The sequence below is a fragment of the Variovorax sp. UC74_104 genome (genome assembly GCF_044055375.1).
Classification (GTDB): domain Bacteria; phylum Pseudomonadota; class Gammaproteobacteria; order Burkholderiales; family Burkholderiaceae_C; genus Variovorax.
This window is the reverse complement of record NZ_CP171978.1, coordinates 4,508,714-4,523,235: the sequence shown is the minus strand read 5'-3', so window position 1 is coordinate 4,523,235 and position 14,522 is coordinate 4,508,714. Positions and strand designations below refer to the sequence as shown.

Genomic DNA, 14,522 nt, shown 5'->3' with positions numbered 1-14,522 from the left:
TCACCCTGTGCTCCAATCCGCCTTTTCGCTGCCTCATATTCACCATGGGAATGCCACTCTCCCTGCTTCGCATGCCCTCGCTGGACCTGGTGCGGGGCTTCGTCGCGGTGGGTCGGCGCATGAGCATCTCGCTCGCTGCGCAGGACCTGTGCCTCACGCAGTCGGCGGTCAGCAAGCAGATCCACGCGCTCGAATCGCAGCTCGGCGTCGCGCTGCTGGTGCGCGGGCACCGCTCGATCTCGTTCACGCCCGAGGGCGAGCGGCTCTTTCGCAGCGCCGACGGCGCCGTGCAGCAGCTGCAGGACGTGATGGGCGGCATCCGCCAGTCCGGCGAGCAGCGCCCCGTGACGCTCAGCGCGAGCATCGGCATGACTGGGCTGTGGCTGCTGCCGCGGCTGGGCAAGGTGCAGAAGCTGCATCCGGGCGTGGACGTACGGGTGTCCTCCAACAACCGGCTGGCCGACCTGCGCAACGACGGCATCGACCTGGCCATCCGCTACACCACGCCCGCGCTGGCGCCGGCCGGGTCGGTGCGGCTCTTCGGGGAGACGGTGGCGCCGGTCGCGCACCCCTCGCTCGGGCTGCGCTCGCTCGACGAGCCCGGGGCGCTGGCCGGCCAGTGCCTGCTGGCCTTCGAGGATCCGCAGCACCCCTGGCTGCAGTGGAAGGACTGGCTCGCGGCGGTGGGCTGGGCCGACGCGAAGCCGCAGGCGGTGTTGCACTTCAACCAGTACGACCAGCTGATCCAGGCCGCGCTGGCCGGGCAGGGCGTGGCGCTGGGGCGGCTGGAGCTGATCCAGCCGCTGCTCGACGAGAACCGGCTGGTGCGCATCGCCGCGCCGGTGCCGGAGCAGCCCTCGGGCCATGCCTACTGGCTGATCCAGGCGGAGGAATCGCCGCGCGAGGACGTGCGCCACGTCGCCGAATGGCTGGTGGACGAGGCGCGAAGGTCGTCAGTCGGCTGAGGCCTGCGCCTTGCAGAACGCGATCGCCTCGTCGAGCCGGTCGTTGCCCCAGAACATCTCGTCGTCCACGAAGAACGTGGGCGCGCCGAAGATGCCTTTCTCGGCCGCCGTCTCGGTCTGTTGCCGCAGCCGCAGCTTGTTGGTGTCCGACAGCGCCTCCTCGATGACGCGGTGCGCCGGCAGGCCGAGCGAGCCCAGCAGCTCGTGCATTGCCTGGGGCGAATCGATGTCGCGGTCCTCGGCGAAATTCATCGACATGGTGCGGCGGCAGAACTCGCCCATCCACGGCTGCGAGGCACCCACCAGCGCGATGCGAAGCGGCAGCACGGCCGGGCGCGGAAAGTGGGTTGGCCGCTGCCACGGCAGGCCGTACTTGCGGCACTGGCGGGCCATGTCCTTCCAGGTGTAGTCGCCCTTTTCCTTCTGCAGCACGAAGGGCGAAGACTCCCAGCCGAAGGAACGGAAGATCGGCCCCAGCAGGAAGGGCCGCCAGCGGACGGCGATGCCGTGCGCGGCGGCATCGGCTTCGATGCGCATGGTGCTCAGGTAGCTGTAGTTGCTGCCGAAGTCGAACCAGAACTCGAGTGCGGCGCTCATTCGAACACCACCAGGCAGCGGGCCTCGATGCTCTCGCGCAGCGGCGCGTCGGCGGGCGTTTCGGGGTGGTCGAAGGCCGCGTGCGGCGTGTAGCGCGAGACGCCGCCGAGTTGCGAGTCGTACTGCTTGAAGACCAGCGCCTCGTGCCGGTCCATCGCGGAGAAGTACGACCAGCGGTGCGTGGGCGAATGCGTCGCCAGATAGATCTCGCCGGTGCGGCGCGGATAGCGCACCTCTGCGCTGACCAGGTCCTTCGCCATCACCGAGCGCGCGTCGCACACGGCCAGCGGCGTGTCGAGCACCGGCCCCTTGATCGAGCGCCAGACATTGACGATGCAGTAGCGCCGCACGGCTGCGGCCTCTTCGGGGTCGGTCAGCACCAGCGCGAGTCTTCGGCGGCCCGATTCCTCTGTGTAGTCGTTGTGGATGCGGCCGTTGGCGGCGGCCCGGCCGTCGGTCGCGCGGCGGCCGAAGCTTAAAGCGGCGCGGTCGGCCTCGCGCCGGCGCACCAGGTGGTCGAACACATAGGCGCGCGCGCCGCCGGTGACGGCCAGCGCCAGTTCGGCCACCTCGCGGTGGTAGACGGCCTCGACCTCCGCGTCGTCGAGGAAGTCGCGCACGGCCGTGGGCGCATCGCGCAGCACGAAGCCCTCGCGCTCGATGTCGGGCGGCGTGGCGGCGGTGCGCGCGTCGGCGATCGGCATGGGGCGCAGCTCGTAGCTGCCGCTTTCCCATGGCGTGTCGGGCGGGGGCTGGAAGGTGTAGCTGAAGGGGCGCAGGGCGGAGGGCTGGAGGTAGTTCAGGCCTGCGGTGACGGTGCTCTGGGTGGTCATGCGTGGCTCCTTGTGGATGGGGCCATTGGAGCGAAGCGGCGCCCCGGGCTCAAACGACTTCTTTTCGCCTTCGCATGAGCTTCAGGAATGTGAAGGCCGACGGTAAGAAGAAAAACAGGGAAAGCGGCGTTCCTGTTGTAGGCTGCGAAATACTGTATGAAAATACAGTTAACAGTCATCGCCATGGGCCTTCCTTTCCTCGATTCCTTTTCCGCTGCCGCGGGCCGCGGCGTCTGGCACGCCGACGAGCTCGGGTTGGCCGACGCTCAGGTCGTCGCCACCGGCCATGCTGCGCTCGACGCCGAGCTGCCGGGCGGCGGCTGGCCGGTCGGCGCGATGACGGAACTGCTGCTGCCCGCGCCCGAGGCTCATGTCTGGCGGCTGCTGCTGCTCGCGCTGGCGCAGGCGGTGGCCGCGCGGGGCGGGCCGGTGGTGCTGATCGGCGCGCCCTACGAGCCCTGCGGCGCGTCGCTCGCGGCGCAGGGGCTGCCGGTGGAGGCGCTGATGTGGGTGCGCAGCGAGGCCCCGGCCGCGCGGCTGTGGGCCTGTGAGCAGGCGCTGCGCTGCGCCGACGTGTCCGCCGTCGTCGCCTGGCTGCCGCAGGCGCGGGTGGGCGAGTTGCGGCGGCTGCAGCTGGCGGCCGCGCAGCACGAGGTGCTGCTCTTCGTGTGCCGGCCCGAGTCGGTGGCGCTGTCGGCATCGCCCGCGCGGCTGCGCATCCGGGCCGATCGCAGCGAAGCCGATGCGTCGCAGATCGAACTGCACATCCTCAAGCGCCGAGGCCCGCCGCTGGCCGCGCCGGTGATGCTGCCTGCCCGCAACGAGCGCATGGCCGCGCTGCTGGCCGCCGCCCGGCTGCGGCGCAAGCTGCGCCTGCAGCAGCAGGGCGTGGCCCCTGCGGGCGAACCGGCAGCCTCGGCCACGGTGGTGCGCATCGACGCATGGAAAGGAGGCCAGGATGCACTGGATCGCCTTGCGGTGGTTGCCTGAAGCCGGCACGCCAGACACGCCCGATGCCCTGGCGACCATGCCCACGCCCGAGGCTCTGGGCTGGTGGGCCCTGAAGTACACGCCCCACGTCGCCTGGCTCGACGAGGCGCTGATGCTCGAAGTCTCCGCCTGCGAGCGCCTCTGGGGCGGGCGTATGCAGCTCATGCGCCTGCTGCAGGCCGACAACCCCGCGCCCGACGCGCGCATGCTGGGCACGCAGGGCGCCACCAGCCTGATCGCATTGGCGCGGCTGCGACTGTTCGTGCGCGACGAGAAGCGCCCGAAGGACGTGCCTGCCGGCCTTCCGCTCGACACGCTGAGCGCCGCGCATGAGCACCTCGACCTGCTGGCGCGCCTGGGTTGCCGCACCTGGGGCGATGTGGCGGCGCTGCCGCGCGGCGGGCTCACGCGGCGCTTCGGCACCGGGCTTCGCGAGGCGCTAGACATCGCCTGGGGCCTTCGCCCCGAAAGCCATTCATGGCTCACGCTGCCCGACGTGTTCGAGCAGAAGCTGGAGCTGCCCGCGCTGGCCGAGACCGCGCCCGAACTCATGTGGTCGGCCAACCGGCTGCTGACCTCGCTGCAGCTCTGGCTGCGCGCCCGCCAACGCGGCGTGCGTGCGCTGGAGCTGCAATGGACGCTCGACCTGCGGCGCTTCAACGGCGTGAACCTGCCGCCGCACGAGCAGCTCACCGTGCGCACGGCAGAACCCACGCAGGACATGGCGCACCTGCGCCGGTTGCTGTCCGAAAAGCTGGCCCTCGCCACGCTGGCCGCGCCCGCGAGCTGGATCAGGCTGCGCACGCTCGAGACCGACCCGTGGGCCGGCGCCAGCACCAGCTTCCTGCCGGAAGACAACCGCAAGGGCGACAGGCTGCACGAGATGGTCGAGCGGCTCAGCGTGCGGCTCGGTCCGCAGCAGGTGGTGGTGCCGTCTGCGCAGGCCGACCACCGGCCCGAGCGCAAGCAGGCGTGGCGGCCTGCATTGCAGAAGGAAAAGGACAAGGAGAAGCCGGCCGGCGACAAGAGCCGGAAGGCGGCTGCCGCAGCGGCCTCGCAGCCCGACGCCGTCTACCCGCCGTGGCTGTTGCCCGAGCCGCTGCTGCTAGAAATGGACGGCGAGCGCCCCTGCTACCGCGGCCCGCTGAGTCGGCTGATCGGCCCGCAGCGTGTCGAAACCGGCTGGTGGGGCGACAAGGAAGAAGGCGGCCAGCCCGCGATGCGCGACTACTACGTCGCGGAAAGCCCCGAGGCCGGGCTGGTGTGGATCTTCCGCGAGCGGCCCGCAGCGCGTTTTTCTTCCGGCGAGGTCCGCTGGTACCTGCAAGGCTTCTATGCCTGAGCTGAGCGGCAAGCAGGAAAGCAGGCGGCAGCCCGCCAAGGTGCATGCGCTGCCGGTGCCGCTGCGCAAGCCGCCTTCGTTCGACTTGCCCGACTACGCGGAGCTGCACTGCCTGACCAACTTCAGCTTCCAGCGCGGTGCCTCGACGCCGGAGGACATCGTGGACCGGGCCTACCAGCTCGGCTACAAGGCGCTGGCCATCACCGACGAATGCTCCGTGGCCGGCATCGTGCGGGCGCATGTGTGCCTGCGCGACATGGAGAAAAAGATCGACGACTACGCGAGGAGCTGTCCTGACGAGCTGCCAATCCCGCGCAACGCCGATTTCCGCCTGCTGTTCGGCAGCGAGTTCCGCTTCGAGCGCTTCAGGCTCGTGGTGATCGCGAACGACACCGAGGGCTGGGGCAACCTCTGCGAGTTCATCACCGCCGCTCGCAACACCGAGCTGCCCAAGGGCGAGTACCGCGTGAGCTGGGAAGAAAGCGACGTGGCGTCGCTGCAGCATTGCCAGGTTCTCCTTGTACCGAATCGCAACCCCGGCGGCGCGATGGATACGGCCACGCTGCACGAAGACCTGCTGGCTGCCAAGGCGCTGTACGGCGAGAACCTCTGGCTGGCGGTTGAACTGTTCAACGAACTCGACGACGACCTCTGGCTCGTGACGCTGATGCAAGCGGGCGAGGACGCGGGCGTGCCGCTGGTGGCTGCCGGCGACGTGCACATGCATGCGCGCTCGTGCAAGCCGCTGCACGACGTTCTGACAGCCGTGCGGGAGGGCAAGACGGTCGCCGAGTGCGGCTTTGCACTGCAGTCGAACGCCGAGCGGCACCTGCGGCAGCGCGTGCGGCTGGCCGAGCTGTATCTCTCGCAGATGCTGGACAACACGCTGGTGGTGATGGAACGGTGCAGGTTCGATCCGGAGGTGATCCGGGAGAACTACAAGTACCCGCTGGAAAACCTGGGCAACGACGAGACGCCAGCGCAGACGCTGGTGCGAAAGACGTGGGAAGGCGCGCGGAATCGCTATCCAGGCGGTATTCCCGAGAAGGTACAGGCACAGGTACAGAAAGAGCTCGACATCATCATCGAGCTCAAATACGAGATGTTCTTCCTCACCGTGGAAGACATCGTGCGCTTCGCCCGCTCGAAGAACATTCTTTGCCAGGGGCGTGGCTCGTCGGCCAACTCGGCGGTCTGCTTTTGCCTTGGCATCACGGCGATCGATCCGGCCAAGGGGCACCTGCTGTTCGAGCGCTTCCTCAGCCGCGAGCGCCGTGAACCACCCGACATCGACGTCGATTTCGAGCATCAGGAGCGCGAGAAGGTCATCCAGTACATCTACGAGAAGTACGGCCGCCATCGCGCAGCCATCGCCGCCGTCGTCATCTGCTACCGCTCCCGCAGCGCATTGCGCGACGTGGGCAAGGCCATCGGCATCGACGAGCGGTTGATCGACGAATTCGCGAAGGACCACTACTGGTTCGACGACACCGTGCTCGGCGAGCAGCTGCGGCAGGCTGCTGCTCGTGTCGGTGTCGAAGAGGACGAACTCAAGCTGATGCACTGGATCGAGATGACGCAGCGGCTCAAGGGCTTTCCGCGCCATCTGAGCCAGCATGTGGGCGGCTTCGTGCTCACGCACACCAAGCTCACGCGGCTGGTGCCGGTGGAGAAGGCGTCGATGAAGGATCGCTCCGTCATCCAGTGGGAGAAGGACGACCTCGAAGCCATGGGCATGCTCAAGGTCGACGTGCTCGCGCTCGGCATGCTCAGCGCGATCCGCCGCGGACTGGAGCACATGAACCGCTGGCGCAACTCGGCGCTGGAGATGCATCAGATACCCAGCGACGATCCGAAGGTGTTCGAAATGATCTGTGACGCCGACACCATCGGCGTGTTCCAGATCGAGAGCCGCGCTCAGATGTCGATGCTGCCGCGCCTGAAGCCGCTCACCTACGAAGACCTGGTGATCGAGGTCGCCATCGTGCGGCCGGGGCCCATACAGGGCGGCATGGTGCATCCGTATCTCAAGCAGCGGGAGCGGGTGCGCAAGGGCTTGCCGATTCACTACGAAAAAGAGGAACTGCGCGAGGCGCTGGAACGCACGCTGGGCATCCCGATCTTCCAGGAGCAGGTGATGCAGATCGCCATGATCGCGGCCAGGTTCACAGCCGACGAAGCAGATCAGCTGCGCAGAGCCATGGCCGCATGGAAGCGCAAGGGCGGCCTCGGAAAATTTCATGACAAGCTGGTGCGCGGCATGGTCGACAACGGCTACAAGGAAGCCTTCGCCGAAGCCATCTTCAAGCAGGTCATGGGCTTCGGCGATTACGGCTTTCCCGAAAGCCACGCCGCCAGCTTCGCGCTGCTGGTGACGGTGAGCAGCTGGCTCAAGAACTACGAGCCGGCCTGCTTCCTGGCCGCGCTGCTCGATTCGCAGCCGATGGGCTTCTACAGCCCCTCGCAGCTGGTGCAGGACGCCCGCCGCCATGGCGTGGAGGTGCGCCCGGTCGACGTCACGCGCAGCGATTTCGACACCACGCTCGAAGCCCGCGACCCCAATGTTCCACGCATGCCGGCCGGCACCGACGAGCGCTATGCCGAGCGCCTGGGCAGGGAGGACCAGCCCGCGGTGCGGCTGGGCCTGAACCGCATCGCGAGCCTTAGTGAAGGCGGTGTCAAGCGCCTGCTTGAAGCACGCGCGCAGGCACCTTTCACGAGCACCGAAGACCTCGCCCTGCGCGCCGAACTCGACGGCAAGGACATGGCCGCGCTGGCCGCGGCCGATGCGCTGATGTCGCTCTCGGGCCACCGGCGCCAGCAGGTGTGGGACGCCACCGCGCAGCGCCGCGCGCCGGCCCTGCTGCGGGGCGTGCCGATCAACGAGCAGGCGCTGCTGCTGCCGGCCGCGTCCGAGGGCGAGGAGATCGTGGGCGATTACGCGTCGCTGCGGCTCACGCTGCGGCGTCATCCGCTCGCGCTGCTGCGCCCGCGACTTGCGCGCATGAAGCTCATGAGCGCGGCCGAGCTGCGTTCGCTGCCCAGCGGGCAGACAGCGCGCGCCTGCGGCATCGTCAAGGGGCGGCAGCGCCCGCAGACGGCCAACGGCACCATCTTCGTCACGCTGGAGGACGAGACCGGCAACGTCAACGTGATCGTCTGGAGCCACGTCATCGAGGCCTGGCGCGAGCCGCTGCTCAAGTCGCACCTGCTCGCGGTGCAGGGCACCTGGCAACGCGACGACGACAGCGGCGGCAAGGTGCAGCATCTGATCGCCACCGGCTTCAAGGACCTGACGCCACTCATGGGCCGGCTCGCGCAGAGCAACACGAGCCGGGACTTTCACTGAAGCGAGGGAAGAGACCGGATGCAACCGAACGTTCCATGCCTCGCGCCTTCCGCCGCTTTTCGCTAACCTGCTTTTGCCATGTCCGAATCAGCCGTTCTCGATCCTGTCGTTGCCATGCCCATCGGCCCACCGCCACCCGCGCCCGACGTGCCGGTGCCCCTGCCTCCGCCATTGCAGCCGCCCATGCCGCCGCCGGAGGGCGATCCGCCGCCGGGCGAGCCGCCGGTGACCGACCCCGGCTTTCCGCCGCCCGTGGTGGACCCGCCACCGCCGATGCAGACGGCCGTGCCCTTCGGCAAGCTGCATGCGCGGCGCCTGCGCGAGATCTACCGCTCGGCCGGCTGGCCGTGCTGCGACACCATCGAAGTCGAACTGCTCGCGGGCGGCTACCTGGAGCGCGTGCGCACGGCGCACGGACATGAGACGCTGCGCGTGACCGACGCCGGCATCGCGCGCATCGCCACCACGCTCACCGTCAACCGCGCGGCGCTGTCGCCGCACGAGGCGCTGGTGGAGCGCGTGGCGCGCGAGATGACGCGCGGCGGCCGCATCGCATGGCGCGGCCTGGGCCTGCGGGCCCGCCTGCCGCCGCTGGAAGAGGGCGGCAAGCCGCGCTGGTGCATGGCGCGGCCCGACGTGTTCTCGATCCGCAATACCACCGTGGAAGCCTATGCGCACCCCATCGTGCACGAGGTGAAGGTGAGCCGCGCCGACCTGCTGGGTGACCTGCGCAAGCCCGACAAGCGCGCTGCGTACCTCGACCTGGGCGGCGAGTGCTGGTACGTGCTGGGCAACGATGCTAAGGGGCGCTGCATCGCCAAGCCGGAGGAGGTGCCGGCCGAGTGCGGCGTGATGGTGCTGGATGGCGAGCGCCTCGTGGTGGCGCGCGCGGCCGTGCACCGCGCCTTCGAGCGCATTCCGTTCGCGGTGTGGCTGGCGCTGGCCAAGGCCCGGCCGGTCGAGGGCTTCGAGGACGAGGCGCAGGACATGCTGATCTGACGGAGCCTGGCCCCGCCGGCACGGACCCGATCAGGTGATGTCGTCGTAGCTGCGGTGCGCGATGGCGACGACGTCATCGGGCAGGAACTGTTCCTGCATCTGGCGCAGGCCTTCTTCGCGGTCTTGCGTGCTGGCCGCGGGGTCGAGCATCTGGTCGCAATACTCGAGCAGGTCTTTCACGATGCGCTCGTAGCGGTAGTAGGCGAGGGCGACCAGGTCGAGATCCCGCTGGCCGTAGCCCTCGTAGAACAGTGCCTCTTCCCGGGCTTGGTTCCAGGCGTGGCCCACACCGCCGCCGATGAACATCAGGTCGCGCTCCTTCGGGGCGAGGATGAGCGTGTCCCAGTCGACGATGGCAAGGCGGTCGTTGTCACCGAGCAGCACGTTGCCTGCGTGCAGGTCGGAGTGGCACGGCATCAGCTGCGGCGGGCGTTCGAGCAGGATGGAAGCGAGCTGCTCGCTGCGGTAGACGACGGTGTCGATCTCTTCCGCGCGCTCTTCCCAGAAGGCGAGAAAGCGTTCGACGATGCCGTCGCCCTTCACACCGTTGACGAAGCGCCGCTGGTAGCGGCGCACGCCCTCGCGCGAGTGATGGTCGTAGCGTTCGCGGAGAAGGGCGGCCGATAGCGATTCGGACAGCTCTGTGCGATGGATGGCTCCCAGCGCGGTGCCGAGCGCGATCCACTGCCGGTCGGTCAGTGTGCGTTCGAAGCCGCTGCTTCCGTCGAAGAAGGGGTAGAGCGCCCAGTCGAATCCATGGCCCTGCACGCTCAACTGGTGACTGGTCGTCGGCAAGGGCGCCATCACCGCTTCGATGCCTCGCTCGTGCCGCAGGAAGGCCGGCACGGCGACCACGCCCTGGTCGAAGCCACCACGGCGCAGCTTGAGGAAGTAGGTGGTGCCGTCGTTCGCGTGGATGCGAAAGACCGCGGAGTTCACATCGGCGCCGAGAGGCAGGAACTCGGCGCGGATGCCGTGCAGTTCGTAGGCACTGGCCAGGTGCTGTGCGATGGCGTCGTGCGGCAGGTCGGGAGGCGTCAGCATCCGCAGACTGTAGCGCCGGATGCGCGCGGGCCTCAGTGCAGTGGATAGGAGCCCAGCGGCTCGTGGCGGAACGGGTAGGTGAAGTGCGAGCGGACCAGGCGGAATTCCGTCGCGGTCCAGCGGATGGGTTTGAGCGAGCCGGGAGCCGCGGCGTGCATGGAATTCCGCGCGATGGTGATGTGCGGCGTCCAGCCCCGCTCGCCGATCCGCAGAGCAAAGCCGGCTTGCACCAGTGCGCGGCTGATGTCGTGCTGAAGGCGCCGCAGGCCTTCGTGCTCCGAAGGCTGGACCACCGAGACATCGTTGGACCATGTGCAGGAGCTGTCGAGCGTGAGCTGCAGCGGCCGCATCGACACCGCGGCGAGCGCCGTGCGCAGGCACTGCTCGGCATGGCCCTGCTGGTCATCGAGGTACTGCAGCGTCAGATGCATGCGTTCCACGGGTGGAAAGGAACAGCCCTTCGGCCACAACCAGTCCTTGCGGTGCGCTTCGATTTCAGCCTGCACCTGCGTGGTGGGGAAGAGTCCGACGAGAAGTCGATTGCGCTCGGTCATGGTGGGCTCCTTGGGGTGGTTTCAGGATTCCGGCGGCCACCAGCTCTCGGCCGTGGTCCGGATGACGCGCGCAGCGTGTGCGCGGATATCGTCCCGGGCAGACCCGTCGTCGTCGTGGTCCTTGTCGCGGGCCACCTTGAAGGGCCAAGTCGAGACTCGGCCTGTGCGGGTGCGGGATGGCTGCAACCGGTGCAGCCTGGAGAAGAAAAGAACCTGCGCGGTGGGCGCAGGCGGACTGGCGGTGGTCATGGGCGTCGCCTCGATGTTGTTCTTGGAGACGACGAATTCTAGAGAAATACTGTATGCATGTACAGTATTTGAGGAGGTCTCAAACCCTTGAGAAAAAGGTTCCTCAGGGCTGCGAGGGAGTGCCGAGCAGGGCGTCCAGATCGATGGACGCGGCCATCGCCCTGTAACCGGCATCGCCCGGGTGCAGGTGGTCGCCGGAGTCCATCGAAGCCTTCAGCCGCGAGGGCTGTGCGGGGTCGCGCAGCAGGGCGTCGAAGTCGGCCACCGCGTCGAAGGCGCCGCCTTCGCGGATCCACCGGTTCACGGCCTGGCGCACCTTGTCCTTGGCGGGCGAGTGGTGGCCTTCGAGCGGCGTGCCTTCCAGCGCCCGCTCGTTCGGCGGAATGGTGCCGGCCACGATGCGCACGTTGTGGGCATGGGCCATTTCCGCGAGCTGCTTCAGGCCCTGGATGACGGTCTCGGCGCGCATGGCGGGTTCATCGGGCGCGAAGGGGCCGCCGGGCCAGCCGATGTCGTTGGTGCCCAGCAGCACGATCATGGCGCGCACGCCCGGCTGGGCGAACACGTCACGGCCCGCGCGCTCCAGGCCCGCGCGGCCCATGCCGTCCTTCAGCAGGCGGGCGCCGGAGATGCCGGCGTTGAGCACCGCCACGTTCCGGCCGGCCAGCCGCTCGGCCAACGCATCGGGCCAGCGGGTGTTGGCGCCGGGCGTGGAGCCGTTGCCGTCGGTGATCGAGTCGCCGAGGGCGACGACGGTGGTTGGCGGCTGCTGCGTCTCGACGATCAGGCCGCTGAGGAATATGCGGGTGCTCCATTGCGTGGCCGACGCGGGCAGGCGGGCCGCGCCGGTCAGGTCGCCGTCGGCGACGTAGGCGGTCTGGCGCGCGTCGAAGTGAAAGCCCGCGGGCTGGCTGGGCCGCGGCAGGTAGATCGACACCGCAATTTCGCCCAGTGCCGGTACGGCAAGGTCGACCGGGTCGCTGACGAGGCGCGCCCCGGGCGGGACGGTGGCATCGGCCTGTCCGCCGAAGCGCAGCGCGCGGTCGCTGCCCTCGACGACGCCGGAGCCTTCCGCATGCCGGGCCACGCGCGCCGCGCCGACATACAGCGGTGCCGTGCCGCCTTCGTTGCTGATCACCACGCGCAGCCGCGAGCCGCCGATGCTCAGGCGCGCGACCTGCCGCACGGTCTGGCTGTTGAACTGGAAGGGCAGGCCCGAGGGCAGCACGAAATCGCCGCCCCAGATGGGCTGCGTGCTGGCCATCCAGCTCGGGCTCCAGTAGGTGGCGGCAGGGCCGGCCGTCGAACTGGCGGCCGTGGCGGCCAGGGTGAGTGCGAGGGCGCCGTGGCGCAGTACCGAGGCGAATGTGGATGCGGTCATTGGGATGGATCCTGGTGATGAAAGTCGAAGCGATGCCGCGACTTTCATTCATGCCCATCAAGATGGGTAGACGGCAGAATGGCATCCACGCCATTCCACATTCGAATACTCCATGGACACCCTGCGCGCCCTCGAAGCCTTCGTGAACAGCGTGGAGCTGGGCAGCCTCTCTGGCGCGGCCCGCGCGCTCGGCACCACGCAGCCGACCGTCAGCAAGCTGGTGGCCGGACTGGAGCGTTCCCTTGGCGTGCGCCTGCTGCGCCGCACCGCCGCCGGCCTGAGCCTCACCGAGGAAGGCCAGCGCTTCCACGAGCGTGCCCGCCGGGTGCTGGAGGAATACGGCGACGCGGTGTCCGACGCGCGCGAAGGCGTGCAGCAGCCGCGCGGCCTGCTGCGCATGAGCGCGCCGGTGACGCTGGGGCAGCGCCACCTCAACGCGATGGCGCTGGAGTTCCTGGGCCTTCATCCCGACATCGAACTCGAGCTGGTGCTGGACGACCGCTTCATCGATCCGCTGGAAGGTCGCATCGACGTCTCGCTGCGCGTGGGCGGAACCCTGCCGCCCGACCTTGTCGCCCGCCACCTGGGCTCGTGGCCGCGCGTACTCGTCGCCTCGCCGGACTACGTCGCCGCACGCGGCAAGCCGCGCAAGCCGCAGGACCTGCTCGGGCACGACTACCTGCGCTATGGGGCCGGCGATGACGGCGTGCTGCTGCAGGGCCCCGAAGGCCCCGTCGCGGTGCCCGTGCGCAGCCGCTACCGGGTGAACAACGCGGTGGCGATGCTCGATGCCGTGCTCGGCGGCGCCGGCATCTCGCTGCAGCCCACCTGGATGGTGGCCGACCTGCTCGCACAGGGCCGGCTGGTGCGCGTGCTCGGCCGCCACACCGGTCCCGCGCAGGAGATGCACCTGCTGTATGCGCCGCGCCGCCACCAGCCGCAGCGTGTGCGCGTGCTGGTGGACTTTCTCGCCGAAAGGGTGGCGAAGCTGCCGGGCGCGTCGCCGCGTCGGGCAGCCTGATAACGTCGAGGGGCAGCGCGCGCTCCGGCGAAGCGGGAGCGGGTTCAAGGCCCGGGCGTCAGGCGCTGCGCAGCTGGCGCGTGCCGGCCGGCACCTCGGGGCCGGTGCGCAGGTTGCGTTCGATGAACTCGCGCGCGATCGCCTCCGTGTTCGCCGGCGTGGGTGTGTTGAAGGAGATGCGGTACTTCAGCAGCTTGCCGTTGCGTACAGCGAGGTAGGTGAACGAGTCGTAGGGAGTGCCGTCACGCGCGCGCACGAGGCGGAACGAGACCGAGCGGAAGGTCAGTCCTTCGATGCGCACGTCCCGCGTGGGTCCGACCCTGGCGCTTGCGTACATGCCCTGCGCGACGGCGCGCTGCACCTCGGCAATGGTGCTCCTGAAGTGTTCGTCGAACTGCGGATCGCCGACGCCTGCCTGCCAGCTGCGCTTCATGTCGTAGACGTAGACGTCGACCCACCCGGCGCTGCTCTCGAAACGATGGCTGATGCCCAGGCCGGGGCTCACCGCTTCGTACGACTTGGAATCGATGTAGCGCCACTGGATGCCAGTGGGCGGGGCTGGTGCCGGCTCGGTCGCCTGCTCGACGCCCGACGGTGCTCCTCCCGTGTTGCCCGGCGCGGTGCCGGGCGTGCTTGCGCAGGCGCAGAGCAGCGCGGAGAGAAACAGGGCGAACAGCAGCTTCATGGACCGGCTCCGGATGAAGGAAGAGAGGTCAGGCGACCCATCTGGCGATGCAACTGGAGCCGGATGCTACGTGATGAGCGAGGCCGGATGAAGGCCGTTCCGCGCGGCGGCTCGCGACCTCGGTCTGTCGGGCCGGCGGCGCAGGCAGACGCGCGGGCCAGGCCTGCCCTCGCGGGCATGGCATTGCCACTGCGCTTTCAAGGCTGGCTCTGCAACCCCCTCAATCGGAACAGGCCTCGCAGTCGCTGTTCCGGTCCTTGGCGTGCATCCTTTTCAGTTCCGCCCTGCCCAGCGGAGTGATGCGCAGGATGACGCCGCCCTGGCCGGCCCCCGTACCTGGCTCGGGCAGGCTTGCCTCCACCAGTTGGGCAGCCGCCAGGACCGCGGCGCACTGGATGTCCGCGTCGGTGTGGATGGCCAGGGGAAACGAGGCGTCCTCGATGCGCCTCAGGAAATTCATCGGCATTGCCGTCGCTCCTTCCGAATGATCCGCGATCGGACTGCAGGTCCGGC

Annotated in this window: 14 protein-coding genes; 6 read left to right on the top strand and 8 right to left on the bottom strand. The window is 68.9% G+C overall.

Annotated features, from left to right (window positions below; translation table 11 throughout):
• Positions 1-50 precede the first annotated feature (50 nt).
• Positions 51-965 (top strand): LysR substrate-binding domain-containing protein, encoded by a 915-nt coding sequence (locus ACHMXA_RS21215; RefSeq protein ID WP_395316302.1) that lies wholly within the window; start codon positions 51-53, stop codon positions 963-965.
• Here ACHMXA_RS21215 and ACHMXA_RS21210 read toward each other — a convergent pair.
• Together ACHMXA_RS21210 and ACHMXA_RS21205 are read right to left on the bottom strand one after the other, a co-directional pair.
• A complete protein-coding gene (locus ACHMXA_RS21210; protein WP_395316301.1) occupies positions 954-1,562 on the bottom strand; it encodes a 2-hydroxychromene-2-carboxylate isomerase in 609 nt (202 codons plus the stop codon). The two genes, ACHMXA_RS21215 and ACHMXA_RS21210, sit on opposite strands and share 12 nt — an antisense overlap.
• Complete coding sequence (locus ACHMXA_RS21205) at positions 1,559-2,395, bottom strand: CmcJ/NvfI family oxidoreductase (protein WP_176666822.1); 837 nt, start codon at positions 2,393-2,395, stop codon at positions 1,559-1,561. Before ACHMXA_RS21205 ends, ACHMXA_RS21210 begins: the two co-directional genes overlap by 4 nt.
• A gap of 183 nt (positions 2,396-2,578) precedes the next feature.
• On the opposite strand from ACHMXA_RS21205, the gene imuA reads away from it, so the two are divergent.
• From imuA to ACHMXA_RS21185, 4 genes are all read left to right on the top strand, one after another.
• On the top strand, positions 2,579-3,385 hold the full coding sequence (gene imuA / locus ACHMXA_RS21200) for a translesion DNA synthesis-associated protein ImuA (RefSeq protein WP_176666821.1): 807 nt from the start codon (positions 2,579-2,581) through the stop codon (positions 3,383-3,385).
• Positions 3,354-4,727 carry a DNA polymerase Y family protein gene (locus ACHMXA_RS21195; protein WP_176666820.1) on the top strand — a complete coding sequence of 458 codons (1,374 nt, stop codon included), beginning with the start codon at positions 3,354-3,356 and terminating at the stop codon, positions 4,725-4,727. Before imuA ends, ACHMXA_RS21195 begins: the two co-directional genes overlap by 32 nt.
• Positions 4,720-8,076, top strand: coding sequence for an error-prone DNA polymerase (locus ACHMXA_RS21190; RefSeq protein WP_176666819.1), 3,357 nt, complete (start codon positions 4,720-4,722; stop codon positions 8,074-8,076). The genes ACHMXA_RS21195 and ACHMXA_RS21190 overlap by 8 nt, the downstream gene beginning before the upstream one ends.
• Positions 8,077-8,154: 78 nt before the next feature.
• Positions 8,155-9,075: a hypothetical protein gene (locus ACHMXA_RS21185; protein WP_176666818.1), complete on the top strand. Its 921-nt coding sequence runs from the start codon at positions 8,155-8,157 to the stop codon at positions 9,073-9,075.
• 30 nt (positions 9,076-9,105) lie between these two features.
• On the opposite strand, the gene ACHMXA_RS21180 is transcribed toward ACHMXA_RS21185, so the two are convergent.
• The 4 genes from ACHMXA_RS21180 to ACHMXA_RS21165 form a co-directional block, all read right to left on the bottom strand.
• Positions 9,106-10,119, bottom strand: coding sequence for a phosphotransferase enzyme family protein (locus ACHMXA_RS21180; RefSeq protein WP_176666817.1), 1,014 nt, complete (start codon positions 10,117-10,119; stop codon positions 9,106-9,108).
• A 32-nt stretch (positions 10,120-10,151) separates the two neighbouring features.
• The gene (locus ACHMXA_RS21175) at positions 10,152-10,673 is read right to left on the bottom strand and encodes a 2'-5' RNA ligase family protein (protein ID WP_176666816.1); all 522 of its coding nucleotides are present in this window, start codon (positions 10,671-10,673) and stop codon (positions 10,152-10,154) included.
• A gap of 21 nt (positions 10,674-10,694) precedes the next feature.
• Positions 10,695-10,922 (bottom strand): hypothetical protein, encoded by a 228-nt coding sequence (locus tag ACHMXA_RS21170; RefSeq protein WP_176666815.1) that lies wholly within the window; start codon positions 10,920-10,922, stop codon positions 10,695-10,697.
• A 103-nt stretch (positions 10,923-11,025) separates the two neighbouring features.
• A complete protein-coding gene (locus ACHMXA_RS21165) occupies positions 11,026-12,303 on the bottom strand; it encodes an SGNH/GDSL hydrolase family protein (RefSeq protein WP_176666814.1) in 1,278 nt (425 codons plus the stop codon).
• Between the two features lie 112 nt (positions 12,304-12,415).
• Here ACHMXA_RS21165 and ACHMXA_RS21160 point away from each other — a divergent pair, with 112 nt between their 5' ends.
• Positions 12,416-13,324 (top strand): LysR family transcriptional regulator, encoded by a 909-nt coding sequence (locus ACHMXA_RS21160; RefSeq protein WP_176666813.1) that lies wholly within the window; start codon positions 12,416-12,418, stop codon positions 13,322-13,324.
• A 58-nt stretch (positions 13,325-13,382) separates the two neighbouring features.
• On the opposite strand, the gene ACHMXA_RS21155 is transcribed toward ACHMXA_RS21160, so the two are convergent.
• Both ACHMXA_RS21155 and ACHMXA_RS21150 read right to left on the bottom strand, forming a co-directional pair.
• Entirely contained in the window at positions 13,383-14,009 is a 627-nt protein-coding gene (locus ACHMXA_RS21155) for a hypothetical protein (RefSeq protein WP_176666812.1), read from the bottom strand.
• A gap of 220 nt (positions 14,010-14,229) precedes the next feature.
• Entirely contained in the window at positions 14,230-14,475 is a 246-nt protein-coding gene (locus tag ACHMXA_RS21150) for a hypothetical protein (protein ID WP_176666811.1), read from the bottom strand.
• Positions 14,476-14,522: the final 47 nt, after the last annotated feature.

Excerpts from the sequence above, each read along its gene's own strand:
- ACHMXA_RS21215 (WP_395316302.1), top strand. The coding sequence starts at position 51 with ATGCCACTCTCCCTGCTTCGCATGCCCTCGCTGGACCTGGTGCGGGGC.
- ACHMXA_RS21210 (WP_395316301.1), bottom strand. The coding sequence starts at position 1,562 with ATGAGCGCCGCACTCGAGTTCTGGTTCGACTTCGGCAGCAACTACAGC.
- ACHMXA_RS21205 (WP_176666822.1), bottom strand. The coding sequence starts at position 2,395 with ATGACCACCCAGAGCACCGTCACCGCAGGCCTGAACTACCTCCAGCCC.
- imuA (WP_176666821.1), top strand. The coding sequence starts at position 2,579 with ATGGGCCTTCCTTTCCTCGATTCCTTTTCCGCTGCCGCGGGCCGCGGC.
- ACHMXA_RS21195 (WP_176666820.1), top strand. The coding sequence starts at position 3,354 with ATGCACTGGATCGCCTTGCGGTGGTTGCCTGAAGCCGGCACGCCAGAC.
- ACHMXA_RS21190 (WP_176666819.1), top strand. The coding sequence starts at position 4,720 with ATGCCTGAGCTGAGCGGCAAGCAGGAAAGCAGGCGGCAGCCCGCCAAG.
- ACHMXA_RS21185 (WP_176666818.1), top strand. The coding sequence starts at position 8,155 with ATGTCCGAATCAGCCGTTCTCGATCCTGTCGTTGCCATGCCCATCGGC.
- ACHMXA_RS21180 (WP_176666817.1), bottom strand. The coding sequence starts at position 10,119 with ATGCTGACGCCTCCCGACCTGCCGCACGACGCCATCGCACAGCACCTG.
- ACHMXA_RS21175 (WP_176666816.1), bottom strand. The coding sequence starts at position 10,673 with ATGACCGAGCGCAATCGACTTCTCGTCGGACTCTTCCCCACCACGCAG.
- ACHMXA_RS21170 (WP_176666815.1), bottom strand. The coding sequence starts at position 10,922 with ATGACCACCGCCAGTCCGCCTGCGCCCACCGCGCAGGTTCTTTTCTTC.
- ACHMXA_RS21165 (WP_176666814.1), bottom strand. The coding sequence starts at position 12,303 with ATGACCGCATCCACATTCGCCTCGGTACTGCGCCACGGCGCCCTCGCA.
- ACHMXA_RS21160 (WP_176666813.1), top strand. The coding sequence starts at position 12,416 with ATGGACACCCTGCGCGCCCTCGAAGCCTTCGTGAACAGCGTGGAGCTG.
- ACHMXA_RS21155 (WP_176666812.1), bottom strand. The coding sequence starts at position 14,009 with ATGAAGCTGCTGTTCGCCCTGTTTCTCTCCGCGCTGCTCTGCGCCTGC.
- ACHMXA_RS21150 (WP_176666811.1), bottom strand. The coding sequence starts at position 14,475 with ATGCCGATGAATTTCCTGAGGCGCATCGAGGACGCCTCGTTTCCCCTG.